The 26,309-nt window shown below is 74.5% G+C and carries 24 protein-coding genes and 5 tRNA genes; 9 read left to right on the top strand and 20 right to left on the bottom strand.

Features of this window, described 5'->3' with window-relative positions; genetic code table 11:
• A partial coding sequence (locus tag ACFRAV_RS28115; RefSeq protein ID WP_382559426.1) for an RNA polymerase sigma factor occupies nt 1–408 on the bottom strand: 408 nt, incomplete at its 3' end.
• Nucleotides 409–589: 181 nt separating this feature from the next.
• Between ACFRAV_RS28115 and ACFRAV_RS28110 the strand changes: the two genes are divergently transcribed.
• The 4 genes from ACFRAV_RS28110 to ACFRAV_RS28095 all read left to right on the top strand — a co-directional run bounded on the left by ACFRAV_RS28110 (nt 590) and on the right by ACFRAV_RS28095 (nt 6,272).
• Entirely contained in the window at nt 590–1,702 is a 1,113-nt protein-coding gene (locus ACFRAV_RS28110) for a MerR family transcriptional regulator (protein WP_382559424.1), read from the top strand.
• 225 nt (nt 1,703–1,927) lie between these two features.
• Entirely contained in the window at nt 1,928–3,181 is a 1,254-nt protein-coding gene (locus ACFRAV_RS28105; protein WP_382559422.1) for an NAD(P)/FAD-dependent oxidoreductase, read from the top strand.
• 125 nt (nt 3,182–3,306) lie between these two features.
• Nucleotides 3,307–4,653, top strand: coding sequence for a lycopene cyclase family protein (locus ACFRAV_RS28100; RefSeq protein WP_382559420.1), 1,347 nt, complete (start codon nt 3,307–3,309; stop codon nt 4,651–4,653).
• 122 nt (nt 4,654–4,775) lie between these two features.
• Entirely contained in the window at nt 4,776–6,272 is a 1,497-nt protein-coding gene (locus ACFRAV_RS28095; RefSeq protein ID WP_382559433.1) for an FAD-dependent oxidoreductase, read from the top strand.
• A gap of 72 nt (nt 6,273–6,344) precedes the next feature.
• On the opposite strand, the gene ACFRAV_RS28090 is transcribed toward ACFRAV_RS28095, so the two are convergent.
• From ACFRAV_RS28090 to ACFRAV_RS28060, 7 genes are all read right to left on the bottom strand, one after another.
• On the bottom strand, nt 6,345–7,352 hold the full coding sequence (locus ACFRAV_RS28090; RefSeq protein ID WP_382559418.1) for a DUF5914 domain-containing protein: 1,008 nt from the start codon (nt 7,350–7,352) through the stop codon (nt 6,345–6,347).
• The gene (locus ACFRAV_RS28085; RefSeq protein ID WP_382559415.1) at nt 7,349–8,383 is read right to left on the bottom strand and encodes a phytoene/squalene synthase family protein; all 1,035 of its coding nucleotides are present in this window, start codon (nt 8,381–8,383) and stop codon (nt 7,349–7,351) included. Before ACFRAV_RS28085 ends, ACFRAV_RS28090 begins: the two co-directional genes overlap by 4 nt.
• Nucleotides 8,370–9,941 carry a phytoene desaturase family protein gene (crtI, locus tag ACFRAV_RS28080; protein ID WP_382559413.1) on the bottom strand — a complete coding sequence of 524 codons (1,572 nt, stop codon included), beginning with the start codon at nt 9,939–9,941 and terminating at the stop codon, nt 8,370–8,372. Before crtI ends, ACFRAV_RS28085 begins: the two co-directional genes overlap by 14 nt.
• Nucleotides 9,938–11,104, bottom strand: a complete 1,167-nt coding sequence (locus ACFRAV_RS28075; RefSeq protein ID WP_382559431.1) for a polyprenyl synthetase family protein — start codon at nt 11,102–11,104, stop codon at nt 9,938–9,940. The genes crtI and ACFRAV_RS28075 overlap by 4 nt, the downstream gene beginning before the upstream one ends.
• A gap of 269 nt (nt 11,105–11,373) precedes the next feature.
• The gene (locus ACFRAV_RS28070; RefSeq protein ID WP_351112033.1) at nt 11,374–12,543 is read right to left on the bottom strand and encodes a D-alanine--D-alanine ligase family protein; all 1,170 of its coding nucleotides are present in this window, start codon (nt 12,541–12,543) and stop codon (nt 11,374–11,376) included.
• Nucleotides 12,544–12,746: 203 nt separating this feature from the next.
• Nucleotides 12,747–13,802, bottom strand: coding sequence for an NAD(P)H-dependent glycerol-3-phosphate dehydrogenase (locus ACFRAV_RS28065; RefSeq protein WP_382559411.1), 1,056 nt, complete (start codon nt 13,800–13,802; stop codon nt 12,747–12,749).
• Nucleotides 13,799–14,593, bottom strand: a complete 795-nt coding sequence (locus tag ACFRAV_RS28060; protein WP_382559409.1) for a lysophospholipid acyltransferase family protein — start codon at nt 14,591–14,593, stop codon at nt 13,799–13,801. The genes ACFRAV_RS28065 and ACFRAV_RS28060 overlap by 4 nt, the downstream gene beginning before the upstream one ends.
• Nucleotides 14,594–14,793: 200 nt before the next feature.
• On the opposite strand from ACFRAV_RS28060, the gene cofC reads away from it, so the two are divergent.
• On the top strand, nt 14,794–15,435 hold the full coding sequence (gene cofC, locus ACFRAV_RS28055) for a 2-phospho-L-lactate guanylyltransferase (RefSeq protein ID WP_382559407.1): 642 nt from the start codon (nt 14,794–14,796) through the stop codon (nt 15,433–15,435).
• Nucleotides 15,436–15,627: 192 nt separating this feature from the next.
• The gene (locus tag ACFRAV_RS28050) at nt 15,628–15,840 is read left to right on the top strand and encodes a hypothetical protein (RefSeq protein ID WP_382559405.1); all 213 of its coding nucleotides are present in this window, start codon (nt 15,628–15,630) and stop codon (nt 15,838–15,840) included.
• A gap of 125 nt (nt 15,841–15,965) precedes the next feature.
• On the opposite strand, the gene ACFRAV_RS28045 is transcribed toward ACFRAV_RS28050, so the two are convergent.
• The 4 genes from ACFRAV_RS28045 to leuC form a co-directional block, all read right to left on the bottom strand.
• A complete protein-coding gene (locus ACFRAV_RS28045; RefSeq protein WP_382559403.1) occupies nt 15,966–16,640 on the bottom strand; it encodes an HU family DNA-binding protein in 675 nt (224 codons plus the stop codon).
• 136 nt (nt 16,641–16,776) lie between these two features.
• A complete protein-coding gene (locus tag ACFRAV_RS28040) occupies nt 16,777–17,007 on the bottom strand; it encodes a hypothetical protein (RefSeq protein WP_351112022.1) in 231 nt (76 codons plus the stop codon).
• A 326-nt stretch (nt 17,008–17,333) separates the two neighbouring features.
• Entirely contained in the window at nt 17,334–17,927 is a 594-nt protein-coding gene (gene leuD / locus ACFRAV_RS28035; protein WP_382559400.1) for a 3-isopropylmalate dehydratase small subunit, read from the bottom strand.
• Nucleotides 17,928–17,961: 34 nt separating this feature from the next.
• Nucleotides 17,962–19,386, bottom strand: a complete 1,425-nt coding sequence (leuC, locus tag ACFRAV_RS28030; protein ID WP_382559398.1) for a 3-isopropylmalate dehydratase large subunit — start codon at nt 19,384–19,386, stop codon at nt 17,962–17,964.
• 156 nt (nt 19,387–19,542) lie between these two features.
• On the opposite strand from leuC, the gene ndgR reads away from it, so the two are divergent.
• Complete coding sequence (gene ndgR, locus ACFRAV_RS28025; RefSeq protein WP_108954235.1) at nt 19,543–20,259, top strand: IclR family transcriptional regulator NdgR; 717 nt, start codon at nt 19,543–19,545, stop codon at nt 20,257–20,259.
• Between the two features lie 133 nt (nt 20,260–20,392).
• On the opposite strand, the gene ACFRAV_RS28020 is transcribed toward ndgR, so the two are convergent.
• The 8 genes from ACFRAV_RS28020 to ACFRAV_RS27985 form a co-directional block, all read right to left on the bottom strand.
• A tRNA-Glu gene (locus tag ACFRAV_RS28020) sits at nt 20,393–20,465 on the bottom strand.
• A gap of 28 nt (nt 20,466–20,493) precedes the next feature.
• Nucleotides 20,494–20,565 (bottom strand) — tRNA-Gln (locus ACFRAV_RS28015).
• A 36-nt stretch (nt 20,566–20,601) separates the two neighbouring features.
• Nucleotides 20,602–20,674, bottom strand: a tRNA-Glu gene (locus ACFRAV_RS28010).
• A 28-nt stretch (nt 20,675–20,702) separates the two neighbouring features.
• Nucleotides 20,703–20,775: transfer RNA gene (locus ACFRAV_RS28005), tRNA-Glu, on the bottom strand.
• Nucleotides 20,776–20,796: 21 nt separating this feature from the next.
• Nucleotides 20,797–20,868: transfer RNA gene (locus ACFRAV_RS28000), tRNA-Gln, on the bottom strand.
• Nucleotides 20,869–20,962: 94 nt separating this feature from the next.
• On the bottom strand, nt 20,963–21,727 hold the full coding sequence (locus tag ACFRAV_RS27995; protein ID WP_382559395.1) for an HAD family hydrolase: 765 nt from the start codon (nt 21,725–21,727) through the stop codon (nt 20,963–20,965).
• Complete coding sequence (locus ACFRAV_RS27990; RefSeq protein WP_382559393.1) at nt 21,724–23,244, bottom strand: hypothetical protein; 1,521 nt, start codon at nt 23,242–23,244, stop codon at nt 21,724–21,726. Before ACFRAV_RS27990 ends, ACFRAV_RS27995 begins: the two co-directional genes overlap by 4 nt.
• A gap of 158 nt (nt 23,245–23,402) precedes the next feature.
• A complete protein-coding gene (locus ACFRAV_RS27985) occupies nt 23,403–23,999 on the bottom strand; it encodes a YceI family protein (RefSeq protein WP_382559391.1) in 597 nt (198 codons plus the stop codon).
• Between the two features lie 474 nt (nt 24,000–24,473).
• On the opposite strand from ACFRAV_RS27985, the gene ACFRAV_RS27980 reads away from it, so the two are divergent.
• Entirely contained in the window at nt 24,474–26,006 is a 1,533-nt protein-coding gene (locus ACFRAV_RS27980; protein WP_382559428.1) for an acyl-CoA carboxylase subunit beta, read from the top strand.
• A gap of 58 nt (nt 26,007–26,064) precedes the next feature.
• A complete protein-coding gene (locus ACFRAV_RS27975; RefSeq protein WP_351112010.1) occupies nt 26,065–26,262 on the top strand; it encodes an acyl-CoA carboxylase epsilon subunit in 198 nt (65 codons plus the stop codon).
• The last annotated feature ends 47 nt before the right edge of the window (nt 26,263–26,309 follow it).

Below are 26,309 nucleotides of genomic sequence, written 5' to 3'. Positions count from 1 at the left end.
GCCGGGGGGGGGGCCCCCCCCCACGTCCTCGTCGCCCTGCCCGACGGTGTCGAGGGGAGCGGGCCGCCTGGTCCGCGCCGCCAGCGCGTCGACGATCTTGCGCCGGGTGATGCCGACGAGCCAGCCGCCCAGCGACCCGCGTTCGGGGTGGTAACCGTCGCGGCCGCGCCAGGCGCCGAGGAAGACCTGCTGCGTCACGTCCTCGGCCTCGTGGGAGTCGCCGAGCGAGCGGGTGGCCATGGTGTGGACGAGAGGGCCCCACCGGCGGTAGACGGCGGCGAACGCGTCCTGGTCGGCCGTGCGCAGTCCGCGGACGAGTTCCGCCTCGTCCTCGTCGACGGACGGCCGGGCCCGGGGCGGGGACCCCGAGGGCCGGAGACCGGCGTCCCGCGTGAACGTGGTGGTCATGATGTGTTCCTCCTGCCGTCTGCGCCGTGCGGGCGACAGAGCCGCCCGCGGAGCGGGCCAGGACGGTGCGTGCGCCCTCGCCACCGGCTCGTGCTCGTCAGTCTTGTGAGTGAATTCGACGCACTCAACATGCGTCGTTTGTGCGTCGTAAGATGGAGGCGAGCGACAGGAGGCGCGGACGATGGACGAGGAACTCCGCGAGGTGCTGGACGAGGGCGGGCTGACCACCGGGGAGGTGGCGCGGCGGCTGGGCGTGGCGCCGACCACGGTCCGTACCTGGGACCGCCGTTACGGGCTGGGGCCCGCCGCGCGCGACGGCGGCCGGCACCGGCGCTGGACGGCGGGGGATCTGGCCCGGCTGGAGAGGATGTGCGCCCTGACGGCGACGGGGGTGCCGCCGGCCGAGGCCGCGCGGGTGGTCCTCGCCGGGACCGCCGGGACGGCACCGGCCATGCCCTCGCGCGAGGGCGGGACGGCTCCCGCTCCTCGGAGTCGGGGGGCGGCGGCCGCCCTTCGGGGGGACGGGGCGCCTGCTCCCGCTCAGGAGGACGGGACGGCTTCCGCCCCGCGCGGGGGCGGCGCGGGCGGTCGGTCGGCCGGCGCCCCGGGACGCGCGGAGGGTGCGCGCAGCCGGGCCGGGTCGGGGATGCGGCTGGGCGACGTGCGGCAGGAGTGCAAGGGCATCGCCCGGGCGGCGCTGCGCCTGGACGCCGTGGCCCTGGACCGGCTCCTGGACGACGTCATACGCGAGCACGGCCTGGTGGCCTCCTGGACGGAGGTGATCATGCCGACCCTGCAGGCGGTGGGCCGCAAGTGGGAGACCTCGGGCGAGCGGTACGTGGAGGTCGAGCACTTCCTGTCCTGGCACGTCTCCGGTGCGCTGCGGCGCCACGCGCCCCCGGTCGTCGCCGACCGGCCCGGCGCCACCACGGTGCTCGCCTGCGTCCCCGGGGAGAACCACACGCTGCCGCTGGAGGCGCTGTCGGCGGCGCTCGCCGAACGGGGCCTGCCGGTGCGGATGTTCGGCGGGGCGCTGCCGGTGGAGTCCCTGGTGACCGCCGTGCGCCGGACCGGGCCCGCGGCGGTGGGGCTGTGGGCCCAGTCCCGCACCACGGCCAGCCGGCCGCTGGCCCTGCACGTGGCGGCCATCGAGTGGGGCGTACGCGGGGCCCGCAGGCGGCCCGCCGTCCTCACCCTGGGCCCCGGCTGGGCCGGCCAGACCGCCGCGGGACTCCCCCACCCGCCGGGCCTCGCCGAGGCCGTCACGGCGATGGAGTCCGCGGCACGCGGGTGAGACCGGCCGGAGTCCGCGGCACGCGGGTGAGACCGGCCGTCGCGTCGCCCGCTCGGCCCCCGTCGTGCCGGGGCGAGGTGCGGGTGGGCGGGGGCCGGGTACTCGGCCGCGGCGCTGCCCGGTCCGCCCGGACGTCGGGTCGGGCACGCACGCGGCCGGGGCGGAGACCCCGGCGGAGCCCGCCGCCCCGCGGGGCGGCGGGGAAGGCCGAAGGGAAGAGGCACCATGAGCGATCAGCCGTCGCGCGCCCCGGACACCGTGGTCGTCGGCGCGGGTCTCGCCGGGCTGGCCTGCGCGCTCGACCTGTGCCGCGCGGGCCGGCGCGTGGCGCTGCTGGAGGCGTCCGACGGCGTGGGCGGCCGGATGCGCACGGACCGGCGGGACGGGTTCCTGCTGGACCGCGGCTTCCAGGTGTTCAACACCTCGTACCCCCAGGTCAAGCGGCGCCTCGATCTCGGAGCCCTGCGGCTGAGGCCGTTCACCCCCGGCCTGCTGGCGCACACCGCGGACGGTGCCGTCCGCCTCTCCGACCCCACCCGCCGCCCCGCGGACGCGGGTGCGCTGCTGCCGGGGCGGGTCCTCCCGGCCCGTGACCTCGCCGCCCTCGGCGCGATCACCGCCCGCGACGCCGTGCTGCCGGCCCGGTTCCTCACCAGGAGCCCGGACACCCGCTCCACGGCCGCCGCCCTGGCCTGCGCCGGAGTCTCCTCGGACACCGTGGAGAACATCCTGCGTCCGTTCCTGTCGGGGGTGTTCCTGGAGGACCGGCTGGAGACCTCCGCCCGCTTCTTCCACCTGGTCTGGCGGACGATGGTCCGCGGCACGCTCTGCCTGCCCGCCGACGGCATCGGCGCCGTCCCCGCCCAACTGGCCGACGGCCTGCCCCAGGGCGTGCTCCGCCTCGAGGCCCCGGTGGAGGCGGTCACCGAGGACGGCGTGCTCCTCGCGGACGGCCGCGAACTGGCCGCCCGTGACGTCGTGGTGGCGACCGACGCGGCCACCGCGGCGCGGCTGCTGCCCTGGGTGGGTGCACCGGCCGGACGCACCGTCACCACCTACTACCACGCGGCCACCCGCCCGCCGCTGGACGAGCCGACGCTGGTGGTGGACAGCACCCTCCAGGTGCTGAACACCTGCGTGCTGAGCAAGGTCACGCCCACCTACGCGCCGCCGGGGACCGCGCTCGTCTCCACCTCCGTGCTGGGCGACGACCGGCCGGGCCGCGGCGAGGCGGTGCTGCGCCGCCTGGGAGAGCTGTACGGGACCGGCACCGGCGACTGGCGGCAGGTCGCCGTGTACACCGTGCGGGGCGCCCTGCCCGCGATGGAGCCGCCGTGGCCGCTGAGCCGCACCACGCGTGCGGGGGCCGGGCGGTACGTCTGCGGCGACCACCGGGCCACCGGCAGCGTCCAGGGCGCGCTGGCCTCGGGCACCCGGGCGGCCCGGGAGGTGCTCGCCGACGCCGTGTCACCCGGCTGACGCTGCCGTGTCACCCGGCTGACGACGCCGAGGCCCGCGCGCCGCATCCACCACGGGCCCCGCCGCGGAAGAGACGATGACACGTGCAAGGCCGGCGACCCGCCTGAGACCTCCGGGAGTGGACTGTGACCCTCGACGGCGCGCGTTCCGCCGCGTCCTCCCTGACGTCCGAGGTGGTGGTCCTCGGCGGCGGCGCGGCCGGGCTGAGCCTGGCGCACCGGCTGTCGCGGGAGGCGCCCTCCCTCACCCTGACCCTGGTGGAGGCCCCCGACGGCCCTCTGCGCCCGCCCGAGCGCACCTGGTGCCACTGGACCGCCGACGACGACGGCGCCGACGCACACCCCGACGGCGGTCACGACGGTCACCACGCCCGAAGCCACCCCGCCGACCGCCACCACGCCCAGGGCCGGCACGCCGGCGGCCACCCCGCCGACGGCGACCTGCGTGAGGCGGTGGCCGCCTCCTGGTCCCGCCTGCGCGTCCACGGCGCCGACGGCCACGCCGTCACCGTGGACCCGGCCCCGCTGCGCTACCGGATGATCCGCTCCCCCGACTTCGAACGGCTGGTGCACGCCCGGCTGGCCCGCTCCCCGGGCGCCCGGATCCTGCGGGCCACGGCGGAGGCGGTACGGGAGACGGCCGACGGCGCCGCGGTGCGCTGCACGACCCGGGAGGGGCAGACGCTGCTGCTCCACGCCCGCCACGTGTTCGACTCCCGCCCCGCGCCCACCCTGCCGCCGGCCCGTACCCACCTGCTCCAGCACTTCCGCGGCTGGTTCGTGCGCACCTCCGGCGACCGGTTCGACCCGGCGGTGGCCGACCTGATGGACTTCCGCGTGCCGCAGCCGCGCCACGGGCTCGCCTTCGGCTACGTGCTGCCGCTGGCTCCCGACCGGGCGCTGGTGGAGTACACCGAGTTCTCCCGCGCCCCTCTCACCACCGAGGCCTACGAGGCGGCGCTGGACCACTACTGCCGTGAGGTGCTCGGGCTCGGCGCGCTCACCGTGGAGGCGTCGGAGCAGGGCGTCATCCCCATGACGGACGGGCGCTTCGCCCGCCGGCCCGGCCGCTCCGTCTTCCGGATCGGCACCGCGGGCGGCGCGACCCGGCCGGCCACCGGCTACACCTTCGCCGCCGTGCAGCGCCAGAGCCGGGCCGTCGCGGACGCGCTGCGCGCGGGGCGGGCGAGGGTCCCCGCTCCGCACGGGCGGCGGGCCCTCGCCATGGACGCGGTGATGCTGCGGGCGCTGGACACCGGCCGCATCGACGGCCCCGTCTTCTTCACCGACCTGTTCCGCCGCGTGCCGGCCGAACGCCTGCTGCGCTTCCTCGACGGCCGCACCTCCCTGTGGGAGGAGTTCGGCGTCGGGCTGCGCACCCCTGTCGGCCCGATGCTGCGCACCGCCCTCGAGGTGCCCTTCCTCCGCCGCCGTCCGCCGTCCGACCCACCCACCGGAGACCACCGCCGATGACGCCCCCCGCCCCGAGCCCGGCCCACACCCTCGCCCCCGCCTCCCCCGCCCACGCCCCGCACCGCTCGTCGTCCCGTCCGCGCGCCGCCCGCCGGGGCCGCGACCGCAGGGCCGAGGTCCTGATGCCCGCGCCGGGCCGAGGCCGCTTCTCCCCCGGGGACGCGCCCGGCGTCGCCGTGGTCGGCGGGGGCATCGCGGGGCTGGCCGCGGCGACCCTGCTCGCCGAGCGGGGCGCCCGGGTCACCCTGTACGAGCAGGGCCCGACGCTCGGCGGCCGCCTGGCCGGCTGGGGCACCCGGCTCGCCGACGGCTCAGAGGCCACCATGAGCCGCGGCTTCCATGCCTTCTTCCGCCAGTACTACAACCTGCGAGGGCTGCTGCGGCGCACCGATCCGGGGCTGGACCGCCTCCGGCCGCTGCCCGACTACCCGCTGCGGCACAGCGGCGGGCTGACGGACAGCTTCGCCCGCGTGCCGCGCACCCCGCCGTTCAGCGCCCTCGGCTTCGTCGCCCTCAGCCCCACCTTCGGCTGGCGCGACCTGGCGTCGATGGACGCCCGGGCCGCGCTGCCGCTGCTCGACGTCCGGGTGCCCGAGGTCTACGAGCGTTTCGACGGCATGAGCGCGACGGCCTTCCTGGAGAGCGTCCGCTTCCCCGAGGCCGCGCACCACCTGGCGTTCGAGGTGTTCTCCCGCAGTTTCTTCGCCGACCCGCGTGAGCTGTCGGCGGCCGAGCTGCTGCTGATGTTCCACATCTACTTCCTCGGCTCCTCCGAGGGCCTGCTCTTCGACGTGCCCGCCGAGCCCTTCCCGCAGGCCCTGTGGGAACCGCTCGGCGACTACCTGCGCGGCCTGGGGGCCCGCGTCCGCACCGGCACGGCGGTGCGGGAGGTGCGGCCCGTCGACGGCGGCGGTGTCCAGGTGCTGGCCGGGGACGCGACCGAGCGGCACGAGGCCGCCGTGCTGGCCCTCGACCCCGGGGCGCTGCGCACGCTGGTCGACGCCTCCCCGGACCTGGGCACCCCCGCCTGGCGGGACGACGTGGCCGCGCTGCGGACCGCTCCGCCCTTCCTGGTCTCCCGGCTCTGGCTGGACCGGCCGGTGCGCGCCGACCGGCCCGGCTTCCTCGGCACCAGCGGCTACGACGGCCTGGACAACATCAGCGTGCTGGAACGCTACGAGGGCGAGGCGGCGCGCTGGGCGGCCCGGACCGGCGGTTCGGTGGTGGAACTGCACGCGTACGCCGTCCCGCCCGGCGCGGACCGGGAGGAGACGCAGGACCGGCTGCTGGCCGCCCTGCACCGGGTCTACCCGGAGACGGCCGGCGCCCGCGCGGTGGACGTCCGGCACGAGTGGCGGGCCGACTGCCCGTTCTTCCCGGTCGGCTCGTACCGGCGGCGGCCCGCCGTGCGCACGCCCGAGCCCCGGGTGACGCTGGCCGGTGACGCGATCCGCTGCGACCTGCCGGTGGCGCTGATGGAACGCGCCGCGACCACCGGGTTCCTGGCGGCGAGCGCGCTGCTCGCCGACTGGGGCGTGCGCGGGCAGGTCCTGTGGACGGTCCCCCGCGCGGGCCGCTCCTCCGCGCTGCGGGCACTGGGCGCCCTGGCCGCCCGCTGACGACAGCGCCGCCCCCGCCCGGACAGCGGGCGGGGGCGGGGAACGGGACACCGGGACAACGGGGCGACCCGCTCAGCCCGGGAAGCGTCCCGTGCTGCGCAGCTCCCAGCGGCGTTCGGCGTAGGCGAGGTCGTCACGCCACAGGCGGCCGGCGGTCCGCCGCATCAGCGGGCGCAGCACCGGCGCGGCTGCCCGGGCCAGGGCGAAGCCGCGCCGGTCCGAGGCGGCGACGACGGCCTCGACGACGACGGTCCGCGGCCGGGGGTCGCCGGGGGCGGTCAGCGGGGTGGCGTGGGTCTCCACCACCGAGGTGCTGCCCTCCCCCTCGGTGATGTGCATGACGACCGTGCGCGGCTCGGGGGCGGTGAACTCGGCGCGCACCGGCACCACCAGACGGTCGGTCACCCGGAAGGAGACGTCGACGACGAAGGCGTCGTCGTCCTCCCCCACGGGCGGCCGGGCGACGGTCAGGTCGACGAACGAGTAGGGGTGGAACCAGGAGCCGTGCCAGGGGTCGAGCCGGTTGGCGACCACGTCCTCCGGCTCGCACCGCCCGACCCCCGTGTACACGGAGTCCACCCCGGCGCCCTCGACGGGCCGCGCCGGGACCACGGGACGCTCCGTCGGCTCCTCGCCGCCGGCCCGGTCGAGCCTCACCCACACCAGCACGCCGTCGTCGTGCACCGGGTACGGCTCCCACCCGGCGGTGGGGCCGCCCTTCAGGGCCAGGCCGTGCCAGTGGCACACGAGGGTCCCGCACACCACCCGGCTGTCCCGCAACGGGGCGCCCAGGTGCGGGCACACGCCCGGGCCGGCCCGCAGTTCGCCGTCCTCCGCCCGCCAGAGCACCACCTCCATCCCGGCGACGGTCCGGCCGTACGGGCGGCCGGCGGCGCGCACTCCGCGGGAGGAGCCGACGACGAACCAGTTGCCGGAGGGGCGGGCCGACGCCCGTTTCAGCGCGTCGGCGATCAGGCCGGGGCGCGCGTCGCGCCAGGTCGGCGTCTGGGACGCCCAGTCCGACCGGCGGCGGCGCCGCAGGGGGGACGTCCAGCCGTCGCGTTCCGCTCGCTCGCTCAACTGACGGGTCCTTTCACGGGGCGTTCGGCCGCGGGGCTTCCGGCCGGGCTCGCGGCGGGGAGCGCCGCGCCGCCCGGGCGGTGCGGGCGACGGGCCGCGCGGGCGCGGGCCCGCGCGCCGACGATGCCCGCGACACCGGCGGCCGCGGTGGCGGCGCGCCGCCCGGCGGACACCACGGCGCGGCGGTGCAGCACCCGGTACTCCTGTCCGGCGATCACGTCGAGGATGCCGCCGTAGAGGACGAACGCGGCGCGGACGCAGGGCCGGGTGAGCGGGTCGAGGAGCGCGATGCCGGGTTCCGCCGCGCGGTACACCTTCCTGGTCAGCTCCTCCGCGGCGACCATGGCGGCCCGGACCCGCGGGTCGGTGCGGCCGGTGCGGCGGCTCCACTCCAGCAGCGGCCGGTCCACGCCGTGGGAGGCGAGGAGGTCGGCCGGCAGGTAGATCCGGCCGCGGTCCAGGTCCTCGCCGACGTCCCGCAGGAAGTTGGTGAGCTGGAACGCCTCGCCGAGGGCGGCCGCGTACGGCGCGGCCTCCTCGCGGGACCCGACCGTGCCGAGCACGGGCAGCACCTGAAGGCCGATCACCGCGGCCGACCCGTGCATGTAGGCCCGCAGGTCGCCGTAGGTGGGGTAGTCGGTGACGTGCAGGTCGCTGCGCATCGAGGCGAGGAAGTCGGCGAACAGACCGTGGTCGATGTCGTACCGCTCGGCGGTGTCGGTGACCGCCTTGACCACCGGGTCGTCCCCCTCGCCGGTGCGCAGCGCCCGCGCCAGGTCGTCCTCGAGGCGGCGCAGCGCCCGGTCGCGGTCCTCGCCCGTCGCGCCGGCGCCGAGGTCGTCCACCAGGTCGTCGGCCCGCCGGGCGAAGCCGTACAGCGCGTGCACGGCCGGCCGGCGCTCGACCGGGAGGAGGCGGGTGGCCAGGAAGTAGGTCCTGCCGTGCCGGGCGTTGAGCGCGCGGCAGCGGGTGTAGGCGTCGCGCAGCGCGGGATCGGTGATCCGCGCCGCGTCCAGTTCACGGCGCGTCATGGACACCTGCCGGGGTCGGGGGGACGGCTCGGCCGCCGCGCGGTGCGGCGGGGATGTGCACGGAGGTCCTGCGGACACTCGGGCCGGTGACCCGGGCGGCGGCGAGCTTGCCACTGATGAGCACGGTGGGCACGCCCACGCCGGGGGTGGTGCCGCAGCCGGCGAGCACCACGTTCTCCGCCCCGCGCACCAGGTTGCGGGGCCGGAACGGGCCGGTCTGGGCGAAGGTGTGGGACACCGAGAAGGGGCTGCCGTCCGCGTGTCCCTGCGCCGCCCAGTCCAGCGGCGTCACCAGCATCTCCTCCTGGACGCTGCCGGCGAACCCGTCGAGTCCGCGGCGCTCGAGTTCGGCGACCAGGCTGTCCCGGTAGCGGGGGCCCAGGGTGTGCCAGGCGGCCGCGGAGGGGCCGACGGCGGTGTTCGGACAGGGCGCCAGGACGTAGTGGAGGTGCCGGCCGGGCGGGGCGAGCCCGGGATCGTGCGTGGTGGGCCGGGTGATGAGCAGGGAGGGGTCGCTCATCAGCCGCCCGGAGCGGGTGAGTTCCTCGAAGGTGTCCTCCCAGGCGTGGCCGAAGGACAGGGTGTGGTGGGCGAGCTGGTCCCAGGTGCGGTCCGTCCCGGCGTGCAGGACGACGGCGGACGGCGAGTGCCGCAGCCGCACCGGGCGCCGCGGGGCGCGTCCCAGCAGGTCGTGCGCCGCGGGGAGTTCGCAGGTCAGCACGACGGCGTCGCAGGCGATCCGCTCGCCGGAGGCCAGCCGCACGGCGCGGACCCGGCCGGCGTGGCGTTCCAGTTCGGTGACCTCCGAGGACCGGCGCAGCTCGGCGCCCGCCTTCGCCGCCGCGTCCGCCATCCCGCGGGGCAGCGCGTGCATGCCGCCCTTGGGGAACCAGACGCCGGCCACGGTGTCCATGTAGGCGATCACCGCGTAGGCCGCGAGGGCCCGGGCGGGCGCGACGCCCGCGTACAGGGCCTGGAAGGAGAAGACGCGGCGCAGCCGGGGGTCGTCGATGAACCGGCCGATGCGGCGGTCCAGGCGTCCGAAGCCGCCGAGGGCGGCGAGGCGGGCCAGGTCCGGGTGGAGCAGCTGGAAGGGCGAGTCGAAGTTGGTGTCGATGAAGCGCCGCATCTGGGCCCGGTACAGCCGCTCCAGCCAGTCCCGCAGCCTGCGGTAGCCGTCCGCCTCGGCCGGTCCGGCGAACCGCCTGACCTCGTCCTCCATGGCCGCGCCGTCGGTGTGCACGTCGAGCGCGCTGCCGTCGGCGAAGCTCGCCCGGTAGGCGGGGTGCAGGGGCGTCAGCTCGACGTGGTGGCGCAGGCTGTCGCCCACCGCGGCGAAGGCCTCGTCGGCCAGGTGCGGCATGGTCAGCACGGTGGGGCCGGTGTCGATCTCGTACCCGCCGAGGCGGGCGCGGCCGGCCCGGCCGCCGGGGCCGTCCTCGCGTTCGACGAGGGTGACCCGGCGGCCCGCGCCGAGCAGGTGCAGGGCGCAGGCGAGGCCGGACAGGCCGGCGCCCACCACGACGACGTGGTCCGTGGGACCCGGTACCGTCCTCACGCCTCCTCCCCGGTGACGTCGGCGTGGTCGAGGGAGACGCCCGCGGCCCGGGCGACCAGGGCGGCGAACTCCCGCCGGACGGCGGGCCGGGCGCCGGTGCCGCCGAAGTGCCGCAGGGCGTCCTCGGCCAGCTCCCCGATCCGCGACTCGACGGCCTTGCGCGCCCCGGTGCGGGTCAGCGCGGCCCGCATCCGCCGCAGGTCCTGCTCGGTGCCGGCCGGCGCGCCGACGGCGAGCGCCGCGGCGGCCTCCGTGTCGCCGGTGGCCTCGGCGAGGCGGACGCCGGCGGCGAGCAGGCAGGTGAGCTTGCGGGTGCGCAGGTCGTCGTCGGCTGGCTTGCCGGTGAGGACGGGGTCGCCGAACGCGCCGAGCAGGTCGTCGCGGAGCTGGAACGCCAGTCCCGCGCTGCGGCCCGCGCGGCGCAGCGCCTCCGTGGCGTCCGCCTCCGCCCCGGCCAGAGTGGCGCCGAGGGCAAGGGGGCGCTCGACGGTGTACAGGGCGCTCTTGAGGGTGGCGACGGTCATCGCCTCGTCCATCCCGGACGCCCCGGTGGCCTGCGCGTGCAGGTCGCGGTACTGGCCCGCCACCATCTCGCCGCGCATGGCGCGCCATTCGCGCAGCAGCCGGCGGCCGTGCGGGGAGCCGAGGGCGGTCTCCGTCATGAGGTCGTCCGCCCAGGCGAGGGCGAGGTCCCCGGCGAGCACGGCGGCGGACAGGGCGAAGGCCGTGCCGGAGCCGCCGGTGCCGCGGGCGGCCGTCGTGGCGGCGCGGTGCAGTTCGGCGAACTCCACGTGCAGGGCCGGGGCGCCGCGGCGCAGCGCGGAGCCGTCCATCACGTCGTCGTGGACCAGCGCGCACGCCTGGAGCAGCTCCAGGGCCGCGCCGGTGCGCAGGACGGGCGTCGGGTCACCGGTGCCGCCGGCGGCCTGCCAGCCGCACCAGGCGAACGCGGCGCGCATCCGGCGACCGCCGCGCCGGACGAACGCGGCGAGACGGTCGGCGACGTCGCGCGCGTACACGGGGTCCGTGTCGCGGGCGCGGGCCAGCGCCTCGTCGAGCACGTCCGCGAGTTCCGCCTCGACCGCCCGGACGGCCTCACGGGCCGTGGGCGGACCTCCGGGCGGCCTGGCCGGTTCGGCCACCGCGAGCCGCAGTCCCAGCATGCGCAACCCCTCTTCACTCTCGGTCACCTGCATACCTGTGCTTCGGCCGAGGGATGGTGAATGGATGCGCTGATTCCTTCCCGCCCCGGACCCTTCCGGCGGGCCAGGTCACCCCACCGGCCCTACACGCGCGCCCGAACGGTCCGCGGGAGGCGTGGGAGGCGGGGCCGTTCCCCGGACGGGGACGCACGACGGCCCCGCGCGGCGGTGACGCCGGGCGGGGCCGTGGAGGTGCGGGCCGAGGAGAGGGGGCCGCGGTCAGGAACGGGTCAGCGGAGGCCGGTGCGACGGCGCAGGGCGGCCTGGATCAGCCGGTCCACCAGCTCGGGGTAGGACACCCCGGTCTCCTCCCACATGCGCGGATACATGGAGATGGGCGTGAAGCCCGGCATCGTGTTGATCTCGTTGATCACGAACTCCCCGTCCTCGGTGAGGAAGAAGTCCGCCCGCACCAGCCCTTCGCAGGACGCCGCGTCGAAGGCCTCGACCGCCAGCCGCTGGATCTCGGCCGTCTCCTCGGGCGTGAGCGGCGCCGGCACGACGCCCGCCGCGGAGTCGATGTACTTGGCCTCGAAGTCGTAGAAGGAGTGGCTCTGCGCGGGCGGGATCTCCGCGGGGACGCTGGCCCGCGGGCCGTCCGCGAACTCCAGGACGCCGCACTCGATCTCGCGCCCCACCACCGCCGCCTCGACGATGATCTTCGGGTCGTGGAACTGGGCCTCGGCGATCGCGTCGTCCAGCCCGGACAGGTCGTCGACCTTGGTGATGCCGATGGACGAGCCCGCCCGCGCCGGCTTCACGAACAGCGGCCAGCCGTGGTCGCCCGCGAGGTCCACGATCTTCTTGCGGGCCGCGGCCTGGTCCTGCTCCCACTCGCGTGGGCGGATCACCACGTACGGGCCGACCTTCAGGCCGAAGGAGGTGAAGACCCGCTTCATGTACTCCTTGTCCTGGCCGACGGCGGAGGCGAGGACGCCCGCGCCGACGTACGGGATGCCGGAGAGCTCGAGCAGTCCCTGCAGCGTGCCGTCCTCCCCGTAGGGGCCGTGCAGGACGGGGAAGACCACGTCGACCTCGCCCAGGGTCTTGGAGACCGACCCGGGTTCGCTGTAGACGACCTCGCGGCTGGAGGGGTCGACGGGGAGCACCACGCCGCCCTCCGTCGACTCGGCGAGCTCGTCCACGCCCGGCAGGGTGCGCTCGGCGATCGCCATGCGGTCCGGCTCGTCGGCGGTCAGGGCCCAGCGCCCCTCCCGGGTGATGCCGATCGGCAGGACGTCGTACTTCGTCCGGTCGATCGCGCGCAGCACGGCGCCGGCGGTCACCACGGAGATGCCGTGCTCGGAGCTGCGGCCGCCGAAGACGACGGCGACGCGCGGCTTGCGCTGCGGTTCCTCGGCGGTCCGCTCAGGGCTCTGGGGGAGGTTCTGGGTGCTCATAACGGATTGAGCGTACCCGCTGCTCTCGCACACGTCGGCGAACGCGCTCGGGCACACGGTCGATTCGCCCGGTCTGCCCCGCGCCGGGCGAGGTCAGGGCCGGGGCAGGGCCACCGCAGGGCTGCGGCGGGGCTGCCGCGGGGCGGGACGACGGTGGTCCGGCCGCGCACCGGGCGCCGGCCGGACCCTCGCGGACGACCGGGTCAGCGCCGTTCCGGCTTGGGGTCGCGCCCCATCAGCTCCTTGAGCGCGACCGCCGGCGGCTTCCCCTCGTGGACGATCTCCACGACCATCTCGGTGATCGGCATGTCCACCCCGTGCCGGTGGGCGAGGTCGCGCACCGACTCGCAGGACTTGACGCCCTCGGCCGTCTGCCGGGTGACGGCGATGGTCTCCTCCAGCGTCATCCCCTTGCCGAGGTTGGTGCCGAAGGTGTGGTTGCGCGACAGCGGCGAGGAGCAGGTGGCGACCAGGTCGCCGAGGCCGGCCAGGCCGGCGAAGGTCAGCGGGTCGGCGCCCATCGCGAGCCCGAGCCGGGTGGTCTCGGCGAGGCCGCGGGTGATCAGCGAGCCCTTGGCGTTGTCGCCCAGGCCCATGCCGTCGGCGATGCCGACCGCGAGGCCGATGACGTTCTTGACCGCGCCGCCCAGTTCGCAGCCCACCACGTCGGTGTTGGTGTAGGGGCGGAAGTAGGGGGTGTGGCAGGCGGCCTGCAGACGGCGGGCGACCGGCTCCTCGGCGCAGGCCACCACCGCGGTGGTGGGCAGCCGGGAGGCCACCTCGCGGGCCAGGTTGGGCCCGGTGACGACGGCGACGCGCTCGGGGCCGACCTTCGCGACCTCGGCGACCACCTCGCTCATCCGCATCGCGGAGCCCAGTTCGACGCCCTTCATCAGGGAGACCAGCACCGTGTCGGGGGCGAGCAGCGGCGTCCAGGCGGCCAGGTTGCCGCGCAGGGTCTGGGACGGGACCGACAGGACGGTGAAGTGCGCGTCGCGGGCGGCCTCGGCGGGGTCGGCGGTGGCCCGGATCCCCGCGGGGAGTTCGACGCCGGGCAGGTAGTCGGCGTTCACCCGGGTGGAGTTGATCGCCTCGGCCACCTCGGGGCGGCGCGCCCAGAGGGTCACCTCGCAGCCCGCGTCGGCGAGCACGACGGCGAAGGCGGTGCCCCAGGAGCCGGCGCCGAAGACGGCGGCCCGGACGGGTTCGCCCGGGCGGGCCTCGCTGCCGAGGGAGTCGTTCGCGGCGGGGTCGGTCACTTGCCGTTCCCCTCCCCCGCCGCGGCGGCGGACCCGGTCGTCCGCTCGGCGGCCTGGCGGGCGGCCGCCTGGCGACGCTGCTCGAGGCGGACCTCGCGGGGGTCGTAGCGGCGGGCGGGCGCCTTCTCGCCGCGGATCTGCTCCAGCTCGCGGGTGATGGCGTCCATGATCGCCTCGGTGCACTCCTTGAGGAGTTCCGGCGTCATCTCACGGTCGTAAAAGCGGGAGAGGTCGACGGGCGGACCGGCCACCACGCGGGCCGTCTTGCGCGGGAGGAGACTGGGCTTCTTGCCGTAGGGCGGCAGCAGCTCGTTGGCGCCCCACTGGGCGACCGGGATCACCGGGCACTTGGTGCTCAGCGCGACCCGGGCGGCGCCCGTCTTGCCGGTCATCGGCCAGACGCCGGGGTCCCGGGTGAGGGTGCCCTCGGGGTAGAAGGCCACGCACTCGCCGCGGTTCACCGCGTCGATCGCGGCGCGGAAGGCGCTGAGCGCGTCGGTGGACTCGCGGTAGACGGGGATCTGGCCGGTGCCGCGCATGACGGTGCCGACGAACCCCTTCTTGAACAGCCCGCTCTTGGCGAGGAAGCGCGGCAGGCGACCGGTGTTGTACTGGTAGTGCGCGTACACCAGCGGGTCCACGTGCGAAATGTGGTTCACGACCGTGATGAAGCCGCCCTCGGCCGGAATGTTCTCCATTCCTCGCCAGTCCCGCTTCAGCAGAAGCACCAGCGGCGGTTTGGCGATGACCGCTGCGAAGCGGTACCAGAAGCCGATTCTGCGGCGAGGCACGCGCACACCTTCCTCTTGGGCCCGTCCGGCCGTACGGGGCCAGGGCCTGGTTCTTCGGTTCGTCGGCCGTGAGTCGCACAAGTGTGGCCCCGGGCCGACCGTCTGTCGAGAACACCGTACGCCCCGTCCGGCGACGGCCGTCGTCCCGTCGCCGGACCCACGGGGGGACAATGTGGGCGACAAGAGAGGTACGAACGCGCGTGCACTGGACCCTGGTCATCCCCCTGAAGCCCCTCGCGCGGGCCAAGAGCAGGCTGTCGGACGCCGCCCCGGACGTCCTGCGGCCGGGGCTCGCGCTGGCGTTCGCGCAGGACACGGTGGCCGCGGCGCTGGCCTGCGGCGCGGTGCGGGATGTGGCAGTAGTCACGGACGACCCGCTGGCCGCGCGCGAACTGGGCGGCCTGGGCGCACGGGTCGTACCGGAGGCCACGGCGGGCGGCGGGCTGAACGCCGCGCTGGCCCACGGCGCCTCGGTGGTCCGCCGGCGGCGGCCCGGGGCGGGGGTCGCGGCGCTGAACGCCGATCTCCCGGCACTGCGGCCGGCGGAATTGGCCCGTGTCCTGGACGCGGCGGCGGAATTCCCGCGCGCCTTTCTGGCGGACGCGGCGGGAATCGGGACGACTTTGCTGACGGCGTCGTCCGGCGTCGAATTGCGCCCGGAATTCGGACCGGATTCCCGGGCCCGGCACGCCGGCTCGGGCGCCGCCGAGCTGCTGGTGCCGGACGTGGAGTCGGTCCGCCAGGACGTGGACACCGGCGCCGACCTGCGCGCCGCCCTGGCCCTGGGCGTGGGACCGCGCACGGCGGCCGCGGCCGCGCGTCTGCTGCCGGCCGGGCCCTGAGGCGCGAGCGGAGCCGTCGCGCCTCGCGGAACGCCTCACGGGAACGCCTCGCGGGGAACGTCTCGCCGGGAGCGCCGGGCCGGGCACGCCTCACGGGAACGCCTCACGGGGAACGTCTCGCCGGGAGCGCCGGGCCGGGCACGCCTCACGGGAACGCCGGGCGCCGACCCGCCCCGCCGGTACGCTGACCGCATGCAGGCCACCGCTTACACCTTCGACCCGGACACCCGCACCGGTCAGGTGCTCCTCGACGACGGCACGCCGGTCCCCTTCGACGCCGCCGCCTTCGACGCGGGCGGCCTCCTGCTGCTGCGCTCCGGGCAGCGGGTGCGCCTGGAGATCGGCCACAGGCCGACGGCGGACGGCACGCCGCACATCACCCTGATCACGCTCCAGACCTTCTGAGGCCCGCGGGTCCCGGGCCCGCACGCCCCCGGCCAAGGGACGTACGCCCCTGAACGCGCCGCAGGCCGGAACTCCGAGAGGAGTCCGGCCCGGCGCGCGAGCTGCCCCAGGGGCGCGTGGCGGTCCTACTTGCCGCCGCGCGAGGTCGTCTTCTTGGCGGTGGTCTTGCGCGCCGTGGACTTCTTGGCGGGCGCCTTCTTCGCGGTGGCCTTCTTCGCCGGCGCCGAGGTGCTCTTCTTGGCGGCGGCGGACGTCTTCTTGGCCGTCGCGGTGGTCTTCGCCGGGGTGGTCTTCTTGGCGGCGGCGGAGGTCTTCTTCGCCGTCGCCGACGTGCTCTTCTTCGCCGCGGCGGTGGTCTTCTTGGCGGCGGCCGTGGTCTTCTTCGCGGCCGTCGTCCTGGCGGCGGAGGCCTTCTTCGCGGCGGTGGTCTTCTTGGCCGCGGCCTTCTTCACGGTGGCGGAGGCGCCACCGGTGAGGCTGCCCTTGGGGGCCTTCTTCACCGCGACGTCGTTCTTCGGAAGCTTCTTGGAGCCGCTGACCAGGTCCTTGAAGCCCTGACCTGCGCGGAAGCGCGGCACGGAGGTCTTCTTCACCCGCACCCGCTCCCCCGTCTGGGGATTGCGGGCGTAACGCGCCGGACGGTCGACCTTCTCGAAGGAACCGAACCCGGTGACCGACACCCGGTCCCCGGCGACGACCGCGCGGACGATGGCGTCCAGGACCGCGTCCACCGCGTCGGCGGCCTGCTGACGGCCACCGACCTTGTCGGCAATCGCTTCTACGAGCTGCGCCTTGTTCACGTCTTCCCCTTCGGAGACATTGCCAGAACGTATCCGTTCAAGCGTTTTCGCACGTTAGGCAGATATATACCGCAAATCAAACACGAAACGGGCTAATCACCCTTGTGCCGCAACGGACTCGACCGCCCCGGAGCGCTCAGAGACCCTCGGCGGGGAATCGCCCCTGCGCGAGATCGTCCGTGAACCGCTCCAGCCGCTTCGTCGCGTCACCGAGATCGTGTTTGGCAGCCGCCGTGATGATCAGCAGCTTCCGGGTCAGCGCCACCCGTACGCCCTCCGGGACTTGCAGTGCGCGCACTCTTGTGTGCGCTTCCTTGAGTCGGTCCGCGACTGCCGCATAGAGCGCGAGTTGGCCGTCGTGTTCCATGCACAGATTGTGCCATCTAGGGCGAGTTGTCGCCTGCGCGGGGGGCAACTGCTCCCTCGAAGGGCCCGTCGACGGCACCGTCCGAAAGCAGCGCCAGAGCTCGGGTACCCGCACAACACCGCAGCTAAAACACGGAGTTGGGAACGAATCGGACACCGTCAACCTCGCTCCGCCGACCGGCGCGCAGGTACCCCCGTTCGTGGCGGCGGGGCGTCGCGGGACCCTCGCGCGATGGCCGAAAAAGGCCCCCGGATCCGACCGGTCAGGTCGGTTCCGGGGGCCTCGACGGCTCCGGGCGCTAGGCCCGGGCGTTGCTCAGGCCGCGCTCATGCGGCGCGCGTCCTGGGCTTGTGGGCGGGCCGTTCGGCTTCGTAGGCGGAGATGTCCGCCTCGTTGCTCAGGGTGATGGAGATGTCGTCGAGGCCGTTCAGCAGCCTCCAGCGGGAGTTCTCGTCCAGCTCGAAGGACGCGGTGACGCCCTCGGCGCGCACCTCGCGGGCCTCGAGGTCGACGGTGATCTCGGCGGTCGGGTCCTTCTCCACCAGCTCCCACAGCGCGTCCACCACGGACTGCTCCAGCACCACCGTGAGCAGGCCGTTCTTCAGCGAGTTGCCGCGGAAGATGTCGGCGAACCGCGAGGAGATCACGGTCTTGAAGCCGTAGTTCTGCAGCGCCCAGACGGCGTGCTCACGGGAGGAGCCGGTGCCGAAGTCGGGGCCGGCCACCAGGACGGTGGCGCCCTCGCGCTCGGGGCGGTTGAGGACGAACTCCGGGTCCTTGCGCCAGGCCTCGAAGAGCCCGTCCTCGAACCCGTCCCGGGTCACCTTCTTGAGCCAGTGCGCGGGGATGATCTGGTCGGTGTCGACGTTGCTGCGGCGCAGCGGGACGGCCCGGCCGGTGTGAACGGTGAAAGCTTCCATGTCTCGGTTCCTCGGTTCCTCGGTGCCGGATCGCTCAGACGCCGGCGGGGGCGGGCGCGGCGGACAGGTCGGCCGGGGAGGCGAGCCGGCCCAGGACGGCGGTGGCGGCGGCCACCGGCGGCGAGACCAGGTGGGTGCGACCGCCCTTGCCCTGACGCCCCTCGAAGTTGCGGTTGGACGTGGACGCGGAGCGCTCGCCGGGAGCGAGCTGGTCCGGGTTCATGCCCAGGCACATCGAGCAGCCCGCGTGACGCCACTCGGCGCCGGCCTCCTTGAAGACCACGTCGAGGCCCTCGGACACGGCCTGCAGGCCCACCCGCGCGGAGCCGGGGACGACCAGCATCCGCACGCCGTCGGCGACCTTGCGGCCCTTGATGATCTCGGCGACCGAACGCAGGTCCTCGATGCGGCCGTTGGTGCAGGATCCGACGAAGACGGTGTCGACCGCGACCTCACGCAGCGGAGTGCCGGCCTCCAGGCCCATGTACTCCAGGGCCTTCTCGGCGGCGAAGCGCTCGGAGGGGTCCTCGAAGGAGGCGGGGTCCGGGACCGTCGCCGAAAGCGGCGCGCCCTGGCCGGGGTTGGTGCCCCAGGTGACGAACGGGGCGAGCTCGGCGGCGTCGATGACGACCTCGGCGTCGAACACCGCGTCGTCGTCGGTGCGCAGCGTCCGCCAGTACTCCACCGCGGCGTCCCAGTCGGCCCCCTCGGGGGCGTGCGGGCGGCCCTTGAGGTAGGCGAAGGTCGTCTCGTCGGGCGCGATCATGCCCGCCCGGGCGCCGGCCTCGATGGACATGTTGCAGATGGTCATCCGCGCCTCCATCGAGAGCTTCTCGATGGCGCTGCCGCGGTACTCCAGGATGTAGCCCTGGCCGCCGCCGGTGCCGATCTTGGTGATCACGGCGAGGATCAGGTCCTTGGCGGTGACGCCGTCGGGCAGCTCGCCGTCCACCGTGATCGCCATCGTCCTCGGACGGGCCAGGGGCAGCGTCTGGGTGGCCAGCACGTGCTCGACCTGCGAGGTGCCGATGCCGAACGCCAGCGCCCCGAAGGCGCCGTGGGTGGAGGTGTGCGAGTCGCCGCAGACCACCGTGGTGCCGGGCTGGGTGAGTCCGAGCTGCGGTCCCACCACGTGGACGACGCCCTGCTCGATGTCGCCGAGCGAGTGCAGCCGGACGCCGAACTCGGCGCAGTTCTTGCGCAGGGTCTCCAGCTGGGCGCGGGAGACCGGGTCGGCGATCGGCTTGTCGATGTCGACCGTCGGGGTGTTGTGGTCCTCGGTGGCGATGGTGAGGTCGAGGCGGCGCACGGTGCGGCCGCTCTTGCGGAGGCCGTCGAAGGCCTGGGGGCTGGTCACCTCGTGGAGCAGGTGCAGATCGATGTAGAGGAGGTCGGGCTCGCCCTCGGCGCGCCGGACGACATGGTCGTCCCAGACCTTCTCCGCCAGTGTCCTACCCATCGCTTTCCCTTCGGCGAGGACCACGTCGGCCCCGCACTTCGTGAGACTCAGGTGGCGGCCGACCGAAGCAGCGACCACGACGCCATGCATCCAGAGTGGCGGCTCCCACGCGAAAGTGAACTTGCGTTTCACAGAGTGAGACGCGAGTATCGTTGCATGGACAACAGCAGCGGCGTCGGCGTTCTGGACAAGGCGGCCCTTGTGCTGAGCGCTCTCGAGTCCGGTCCGGCCACCCTCGCGGGTCTGGTCGCGGCGACCGGACTGGCAAGGCCTACGGCACATCGACTGGCCGTGGCCCTGGAGCATCACCGCATGGTGGCGCGCGACATGCAGGGCCGTTTCATTCTCGGGCCGCGCCTGGCCGAGCTGGCCGCGGCGGCCGGCGAGGACCGGCTCCTGGCCACCGCCGGCCCGGTGCTCACGCACCTGCGCGACGTCACCGGCGAGAGCGCCCAGCTCTATCGCCGGCAGGGCGACATGCGGATCTGCGTCGCCGCCGCCGAGCGTCTGTCCGGACTGCGGGACACCGTGCCGGTGGGGTCGACGCTGACCATGAAGGCCGGTTCGTCGGCGCAGATCCTGATGGCCTGGGAGGAGCCCGAGCGGCTCCACCGGGGCCTGCAGGGCGCCCGGTTCACCGCGACCGCGCTCTCCGGCGTGCGGCGCCGCGGCTGGGCCCAGTCCATCGGCGAGCGCGAGCCGGGCGTGGCCTCGGTCTCCGCCCCGGTGCGCGGTCCGTCGAACCGGGTGGTGGCGGCGGTGTCCGTCTCCGGCCCGATCGAGCGCCTCACCCGGCATCCCGGCCGGATGCACGCGCAGGCCGTCATAGACGCGGCCTCACGGCTCTCCGAGGCGCTGCGGCGCTCCAGTTGACCCCTGCCGGCCCGTGCCCGCCTCCCCGCGGGCACGGGCCGTCCTCGACATCCACGCACCCGCCACCACACGAAGAGCAGCCAACGCACACGAGGAAGGGTCCCGTTCATCGAACGGGACCCTTCCTCTTCTGTACCCCCGACCGGATTCGAACCGGCGCTACCGCCTTGAGAGGGCGGCGTGCTAGGCCGCTACACAACGGGGGCGAGGATCTTACGTTTCCGCAGATCCGAGCTGGTCTACCTGGACTCGAACCAAGACTAACTGAACCAGAATCAGTCGTGCTGCCAATTACACCATAGACCAATGCATGGCTGACCAATGCGTGGTTAGACCAGCTTGTACCCCCGACCGGATTCGAACCGGCGCTACCGCCTTGAGAGGGCGGCGTGCTAGGCCGCTACACAACGGGGGCCTCTTGTCGGTCCTCCGAAGAGAACCAGTACCCCCGACCGGATTCGAACCGGCGCTACCGCCTTGAGAGGGCGGCGTGCTAGGCCGCTACACAACGGGGGCTTTGCAGATGAGCTCTGCGAGCTGGCCTACCTGGACTCGAACCAAGACTAACTGAACCAGAATCAGTCGTGCTGCCAATTACACCATAGGCCACTGGAACGCAAGCCCCCCGAGCGGGAGGTCCTTGTTCTAGTTGTGCGCTTCCGGTTCCGGGCTCCTGCCCGTTCCCCTCGGCGCAGGAAGAACATTACCCGAAGGTTGACCGTGCTCCAAAACGGGATTCCGCGCCCGGCCGCCTCGGCGCTCCCGGCGCCCCCAGCACCCCGGGCAGCTCCGCCAGCGACCGGATGCGACGCCAGGCGCGCTCCCCCTCCTCCCCGGGCGGCTCCTCCCCGTGGCGGTCGATCCAGACCGAGAGCAGGCCGGCCTCGGCCGCGCCCCGCCCGTCGATCTCCGGGTGGTCGCCCACGTAGGCGACCTGCCCCGGCGGCAGCCCGAGGGCGTCGCAGGCCGCGTGGAAGGCGCCGGCCTCCGGCTTGGAGACGCCCAGCTCGGCCGCGCAGAGCACGGCCTCGAAGCGGTCGAGCACGCCCAGCCGCCGCAGCTTGCGCTCCTGCACCAGGAGGCTGGAGTTGGAGAGCACCGCGTGGCGGTGGCTGGGGACCAGGGCCTCCAGGGCGGGGAGGAAGTCCGGGAAGAGCGCCCAGGACGCCTCGTAGTGGGCGAAGTACCGGTCGAACCAGGCGTCGGCCGCGGCGTCGTCCAGGTCGTCGCGGCCGGTGAAGGTCCGCACCCTGTCGCGCCGGTGCTCCTCGAAGGTGACCTCGCGGGCGGCGAAGCGCCCCCAGTGCAGCTCGGTCACCTCCCGCCAGCGGGCGAGGGCGTGGTCGGGCCCGTCGAACCCGGCCAGCAGGCCCTCGGCGGCGAGGTGGGCGGCGATCCCCTCGCGGTCCGCCGTGCGGTAGTCGAAGAGGGTGTCGTCCACGTCCCACAGGACGGCCCTGACGGTCATGGTCCGACGGTACGCCCGGCGAGCGGCCCTTGTCCTGCGTTCGGCCCGGCGGGCCCGCCGGGCGGGAGCCAGGCGACATGCCCTCCGCCCAGCTCGGCGGGCCGCCAGCCGCCCGCGAACCCGGGCGGACGGCGGCCGTCCACGGTGATCACGGCGAGCGGCCGGGTGTGCCCGAGCCGCAGCAGCCCCGCCACCGTGATGCTGCCGTCGTGGCCGCCGACCGGCTGCCGCGAGGAGCAGCCGGTGTAGTAGGCGACCGGCACGAACTGGTCCCCGGCGACCACGCACGGCGGCCGCACCCCGAGCCGGCGCAGTTGCGCGGCGACGGCGGTCAGCTCCCGGTGCTGCGCCCGGCTGCGCTCGGTCACCTCGGCGGCCACCGCCAGCTGGACGGCGAGGTGACCGGCGAGGACCACCGCGAGTCCTCCGCCGAGTGCGACGCGGCGGCGCCCGCGGGTCCGTCCCACGGCCCGCACCGCGGCCACCAGCGCCTCGGCGACGGGGACGGCCAGCAGGGCGTAGGCGGGCAGCAGGAAGCGCGGGGCCGCGTAGTCGATGGTGAACAGGTACGTGACGGCGAGGGACGAGGCGACGACGGCGGCGAGGAGCGACGCCGCCTGACGTCCGGCCCGCCGGGCGACGAGCACCCCGGCGACGGTGACCGGGGGCAGCAGGAACCACCAGGCGGCGGTCCACCGGTGGTTCCAGGGACCGACGCAGGGGCGGCACAGGGTGCGTCCGACCAGGGAGCGGACCTGGTCGTCGACCGCGAAGCGCAGGCCCATGCCGCCCTGGATCTCGCCCGCGCGGGCGAGCCGGGCCAGGAGGCCCCCGTAGGACGCGTACGCCTCGACCACCCAGGGCAGCGCGCCCAGGGCCAGGCCGCCGGCCAGCAGGAGGGGCAGGGTCCGCCGGTGGCGCCAGGCGGGGACTGCGAACGCGGCGGCGCACAGCGGCAGGGCGAGCCAGAGTCCGTCGGCGGGGCGCATCAGGGCCACGAAGGCGACGGCCGCGGCCGCGCACCAGGGGGCCCGGCGGTCCGCGGCCCGGCCCGGGCGGCGGCGCACCGCGCGCAGGAACCAGCCGGTGGCCGCGAGGGCGCCGAGGGCGCACCAGAGGTTGGGCATGGCGCGGGGGCCGTAGAAGAGGGAGATCCACAGGCCCGCGAAGAACAGCCCGGCGACGCCGAGCACCGGGGGCGGGAGCAGGGTGCGCCAGACCCGCAGGGCGAGCAGGAGTCCGAGTCCGGCGAGCAGGGCCAGGTAGACGCGCAGGGCCGCCGGGGAGGCGGCGGAGTCGGTGAGGGCGGCGACCGGGGCGCTCAGCCAGCTGACGCCCCGCGCGCGGGGCGCGGAGAAGAAGGCGGCGGGGGTGTCGCCCTCGACCTGGGTGACGTAGACGATCTCGTCCCAGCCGAGGCCGGTGCCGGGCACCAGGACGAGCTGGGCCGCGGTGAAGACGGCGGCGGCCGCCGCCGGCCACAGGAGTGCGGGGCGCGCGTCCACGAGGTGAGGCATGGGGGCCACCTTGCGGGCGGACGGCCGCACCGCCGGTACGGCGCGGGGGCGGCGTCCCGCAGGAGGGGGACAGGGTGTAGCCCGTGTGCCCCCGGGAGGGTCGGCCACGCGTGTCCCCCGCCCCGTCCGGGGCGGGGGACTTCCGCAGCCCACCGGCGTCACGCGCTCTTGATCGCGGAGATGTCGAAGCGGAGCTTGATCTTGTCCGAGACCAGTACGCCGCCGGTCTCCAGCGCGGCGTTCCAGGAGACGCCCCAGTCGGAGCGCAGGATCTCGCCGCGGCCCTCGAAGCCGACGCGCTCGTTGCCGAACGGGTCCTTGGCGGCGCCCTGGAACTCCAGGTCGATCGTGATCTCCTTGGTGACGCCCAGGAGGCTGAGGTCACCGGTGACCCGGTAGTCGTCGCCGCCGGCGGCCTCGACCGCGGTGGAGCGGAAGGTCATGGTCGGGAACTCGTCGGTCTTGAAGAAGTCCGCGCTCCTGAGGTGACCGTCGCGGTCCGCGGAACCGGTGTCGATGCTGTTCACGACGACGTCCAGCGAGGCGGTGGACTTCGACGGGTCGGAGCCGTCCAGGTGCAGGCTGCCGGTGAACTCCCGGAACTCGCCCTTGACGTTGGTGACCATGGCGTGACGGGCGACGAAGCCCAGCGTGGTGTGCGACGGGTCGACGGTGTAGTCGCCGGTCAGGGCGGCGAGGTCCGGGCTGACCGGGGCGGTCGCGGCGGCGTCGTTGCTGCGGTTGAAGAGACCCATGACGTGCTCCTTGGGAACGTGTGCGGATACGGGCGGAACGGAACAGGACCGCTGTCGGTTGAAGTTTCAACAACTCCCGACGACCACGAAGGTAGCGCGATTCTGTTTAAGATTCAACCGTCTCTCTCGGGGTTCTGTTCCTGGAGACATCTGCCGCATCCGGGAGGCGCGTAGTGGAGACTTCCTGACGGCGTCACCCGCTCGGCCCTGCCCGCACCACCCCGCCGCCCCTCACCCGGACGGCGCAGCCCCTTTGTGGCACCCCGACAACGGCACGGGCGGTTCGGCAGGAGGAATGCCTGCACCGGCGGGGTCTTCTGTCCGGTAGCGCCAGGAAATCGCGCCGGACACTGTACGGAGTCGACGGTCCGGTCCGTCCGTCCCCCTTCGTATGGTCGCTACATGACCGTTGTGGAAGAGGCACTTGACGAGCCCACGGAGGACCTGACCGAGCCGGCCGACGCCCGAGGGCGCGTGGCGGAGCTGCACGAGATCCGGGCGCGCGCGCTGGCCGGACCGAGCGACAAGGCCACCGAGGCTCAGCACGCCAAGGGCAAGCTGACCGCACGGGAGCGCATCGAGCTGCTGCTGGACCCGGAGTCCTTCCAGGAGGTCGAGCAGCTGCGCCGGCACCGGGCCACCGGGTTCGGACTGGAGCACAAGAAGCCCTACACGGACGGCGTGATCACCGGCTGGGGCACGGTCGAGGGCCGGACCGTCTTCGTGTACGCCCACGACTTCCGCATCTTCGGCGGCGCGCTGGGCGAGGCCCACGCCACCAAGATCCACAAGATCATGGACATGGCCATCGCGGCCGGCGCGCCGCTGGTGTCGCTCAACGACGGCGCCGGCGCCCGGATCCAGGAGGGCGTCTCCGCCCTGGCCGGCTACGGCGGCATCTTCCAGCGCAACACCAAGGCCTCCGGCGTCATCCCGCAGATCAGCGTGATGCTCGGCCCGTGCGCGGGCGGCGCGGCCTACAGCCCCGCCCTCACCGACTTCGTCTTCATGGTCCGCGAGACCTCGCAGATGTTCATCACCGGTCCGGACGTGGTCAAGGCCGTGACCGGCGAGGAGATCACCCAGAACGGGCTCGGCGGCGCGGACGTGCACGCGGAGACCTCGGGCGTCTGCCACTTCGCGTACGACGACGAGGAGACCTGCATCGCCGAGGTGCGGTACCTGCTGTCGATGCTCCCGCAGAACAACCGGGAGAACCCGCCGCGGCTGCCCTCCGGGGACGCGGTCGGACGGCGCTCGGACGTGCTCCTCGACCTGGTCCCCGCCGACGGCAACCGCCCGTACGACATGACCAAGGTCATCGAGGAGATCGTCGACGACGGCGACTACCTCGAGGTGCACGAGCGCTGGGCGCGGAACATCGTCTGCGCGCTCGGCCGGCTCGACGGCCAGGTCGTCGGCATCGTGGCCAACCAGCCCCAGGTGCTGGCGGGCGTGCTGGACATCGAGGCCAGCGAGAAGGCCGCGCGGTTCGTCCAGATGTGCGACGCCTTCAACATCCCGATCCTGACCTTCCTGGACGTCCCCGGCTTCCTGCCGGGCGTCGACCAGGAGCACGGCGGCATCATCCGCCACGGCGCCAAGCTGCTCTACGCGTACTGCAACGCCACGGTGCCGCGGATCTCGCTGATCCTGCGCAAGGCGTACGGCGGCGCGTACATCGTCATGGACTCGCAGTCCATCGGCGCGGACCTCACCTACGCCTGGCCGACCAACGAGATCGCGGTGATGGGCGCCGAGGGCGCCGCCAACGTGATCTTCCGCCGGCAGATCGCGGGCGCCGAGGACCCGGAGGCCATGCGGACCCGCATGGTCAAGGAGTACAAATCCGAGCTGATGCACCCGTACTACGCCGCGGAACGGGGACTCGTCGACGATGTGATCGACCCCGCCGAGACCCGCGAGGTGCTGGCGCGGTCGCTGGAGATGCTGCGGAACAAGCACGCGGACCTGCCGTCGCGCAAGCACGGCAACCCGCCGCAGTGACGGACCCCGCCGTTCCCTCCTCCCTCTCCCCCGAACCTCTCAACCAGGAGTGCATGTGATGACCGCCGGTGTCGACATCCGCGTCGAGAAGGGTCACGCCGACCCCGAGGAGCTCGCGGCGCTCACGGCGATCCTGCTGGCCCGGGCGACCTCCGCGGCGTCCGCCGGGCCCGTCGCCCGCGGCGGCTCGGTGCGGGCCGGCTGGCGCCGTCTGGAGCGCGAGCCGGGCTTCCGGATGCCCCACAGCTGGCGCTGACCCGCCACACGCCACACGCGCCGCGGCCCGTCCTCTCCCCGTGGGAG

Source organism: Streptomyces sp. NPDC056600 (assembly GCF_042792855.1).
GTDB lineage: Bacteria > Actinomycetota > Actinomycetes > Streptomycetales > Streptomycetaceae > Streptomyces.
This window is presented reverse-complemented; position numbering and strand designations above follow the sequence as displayed.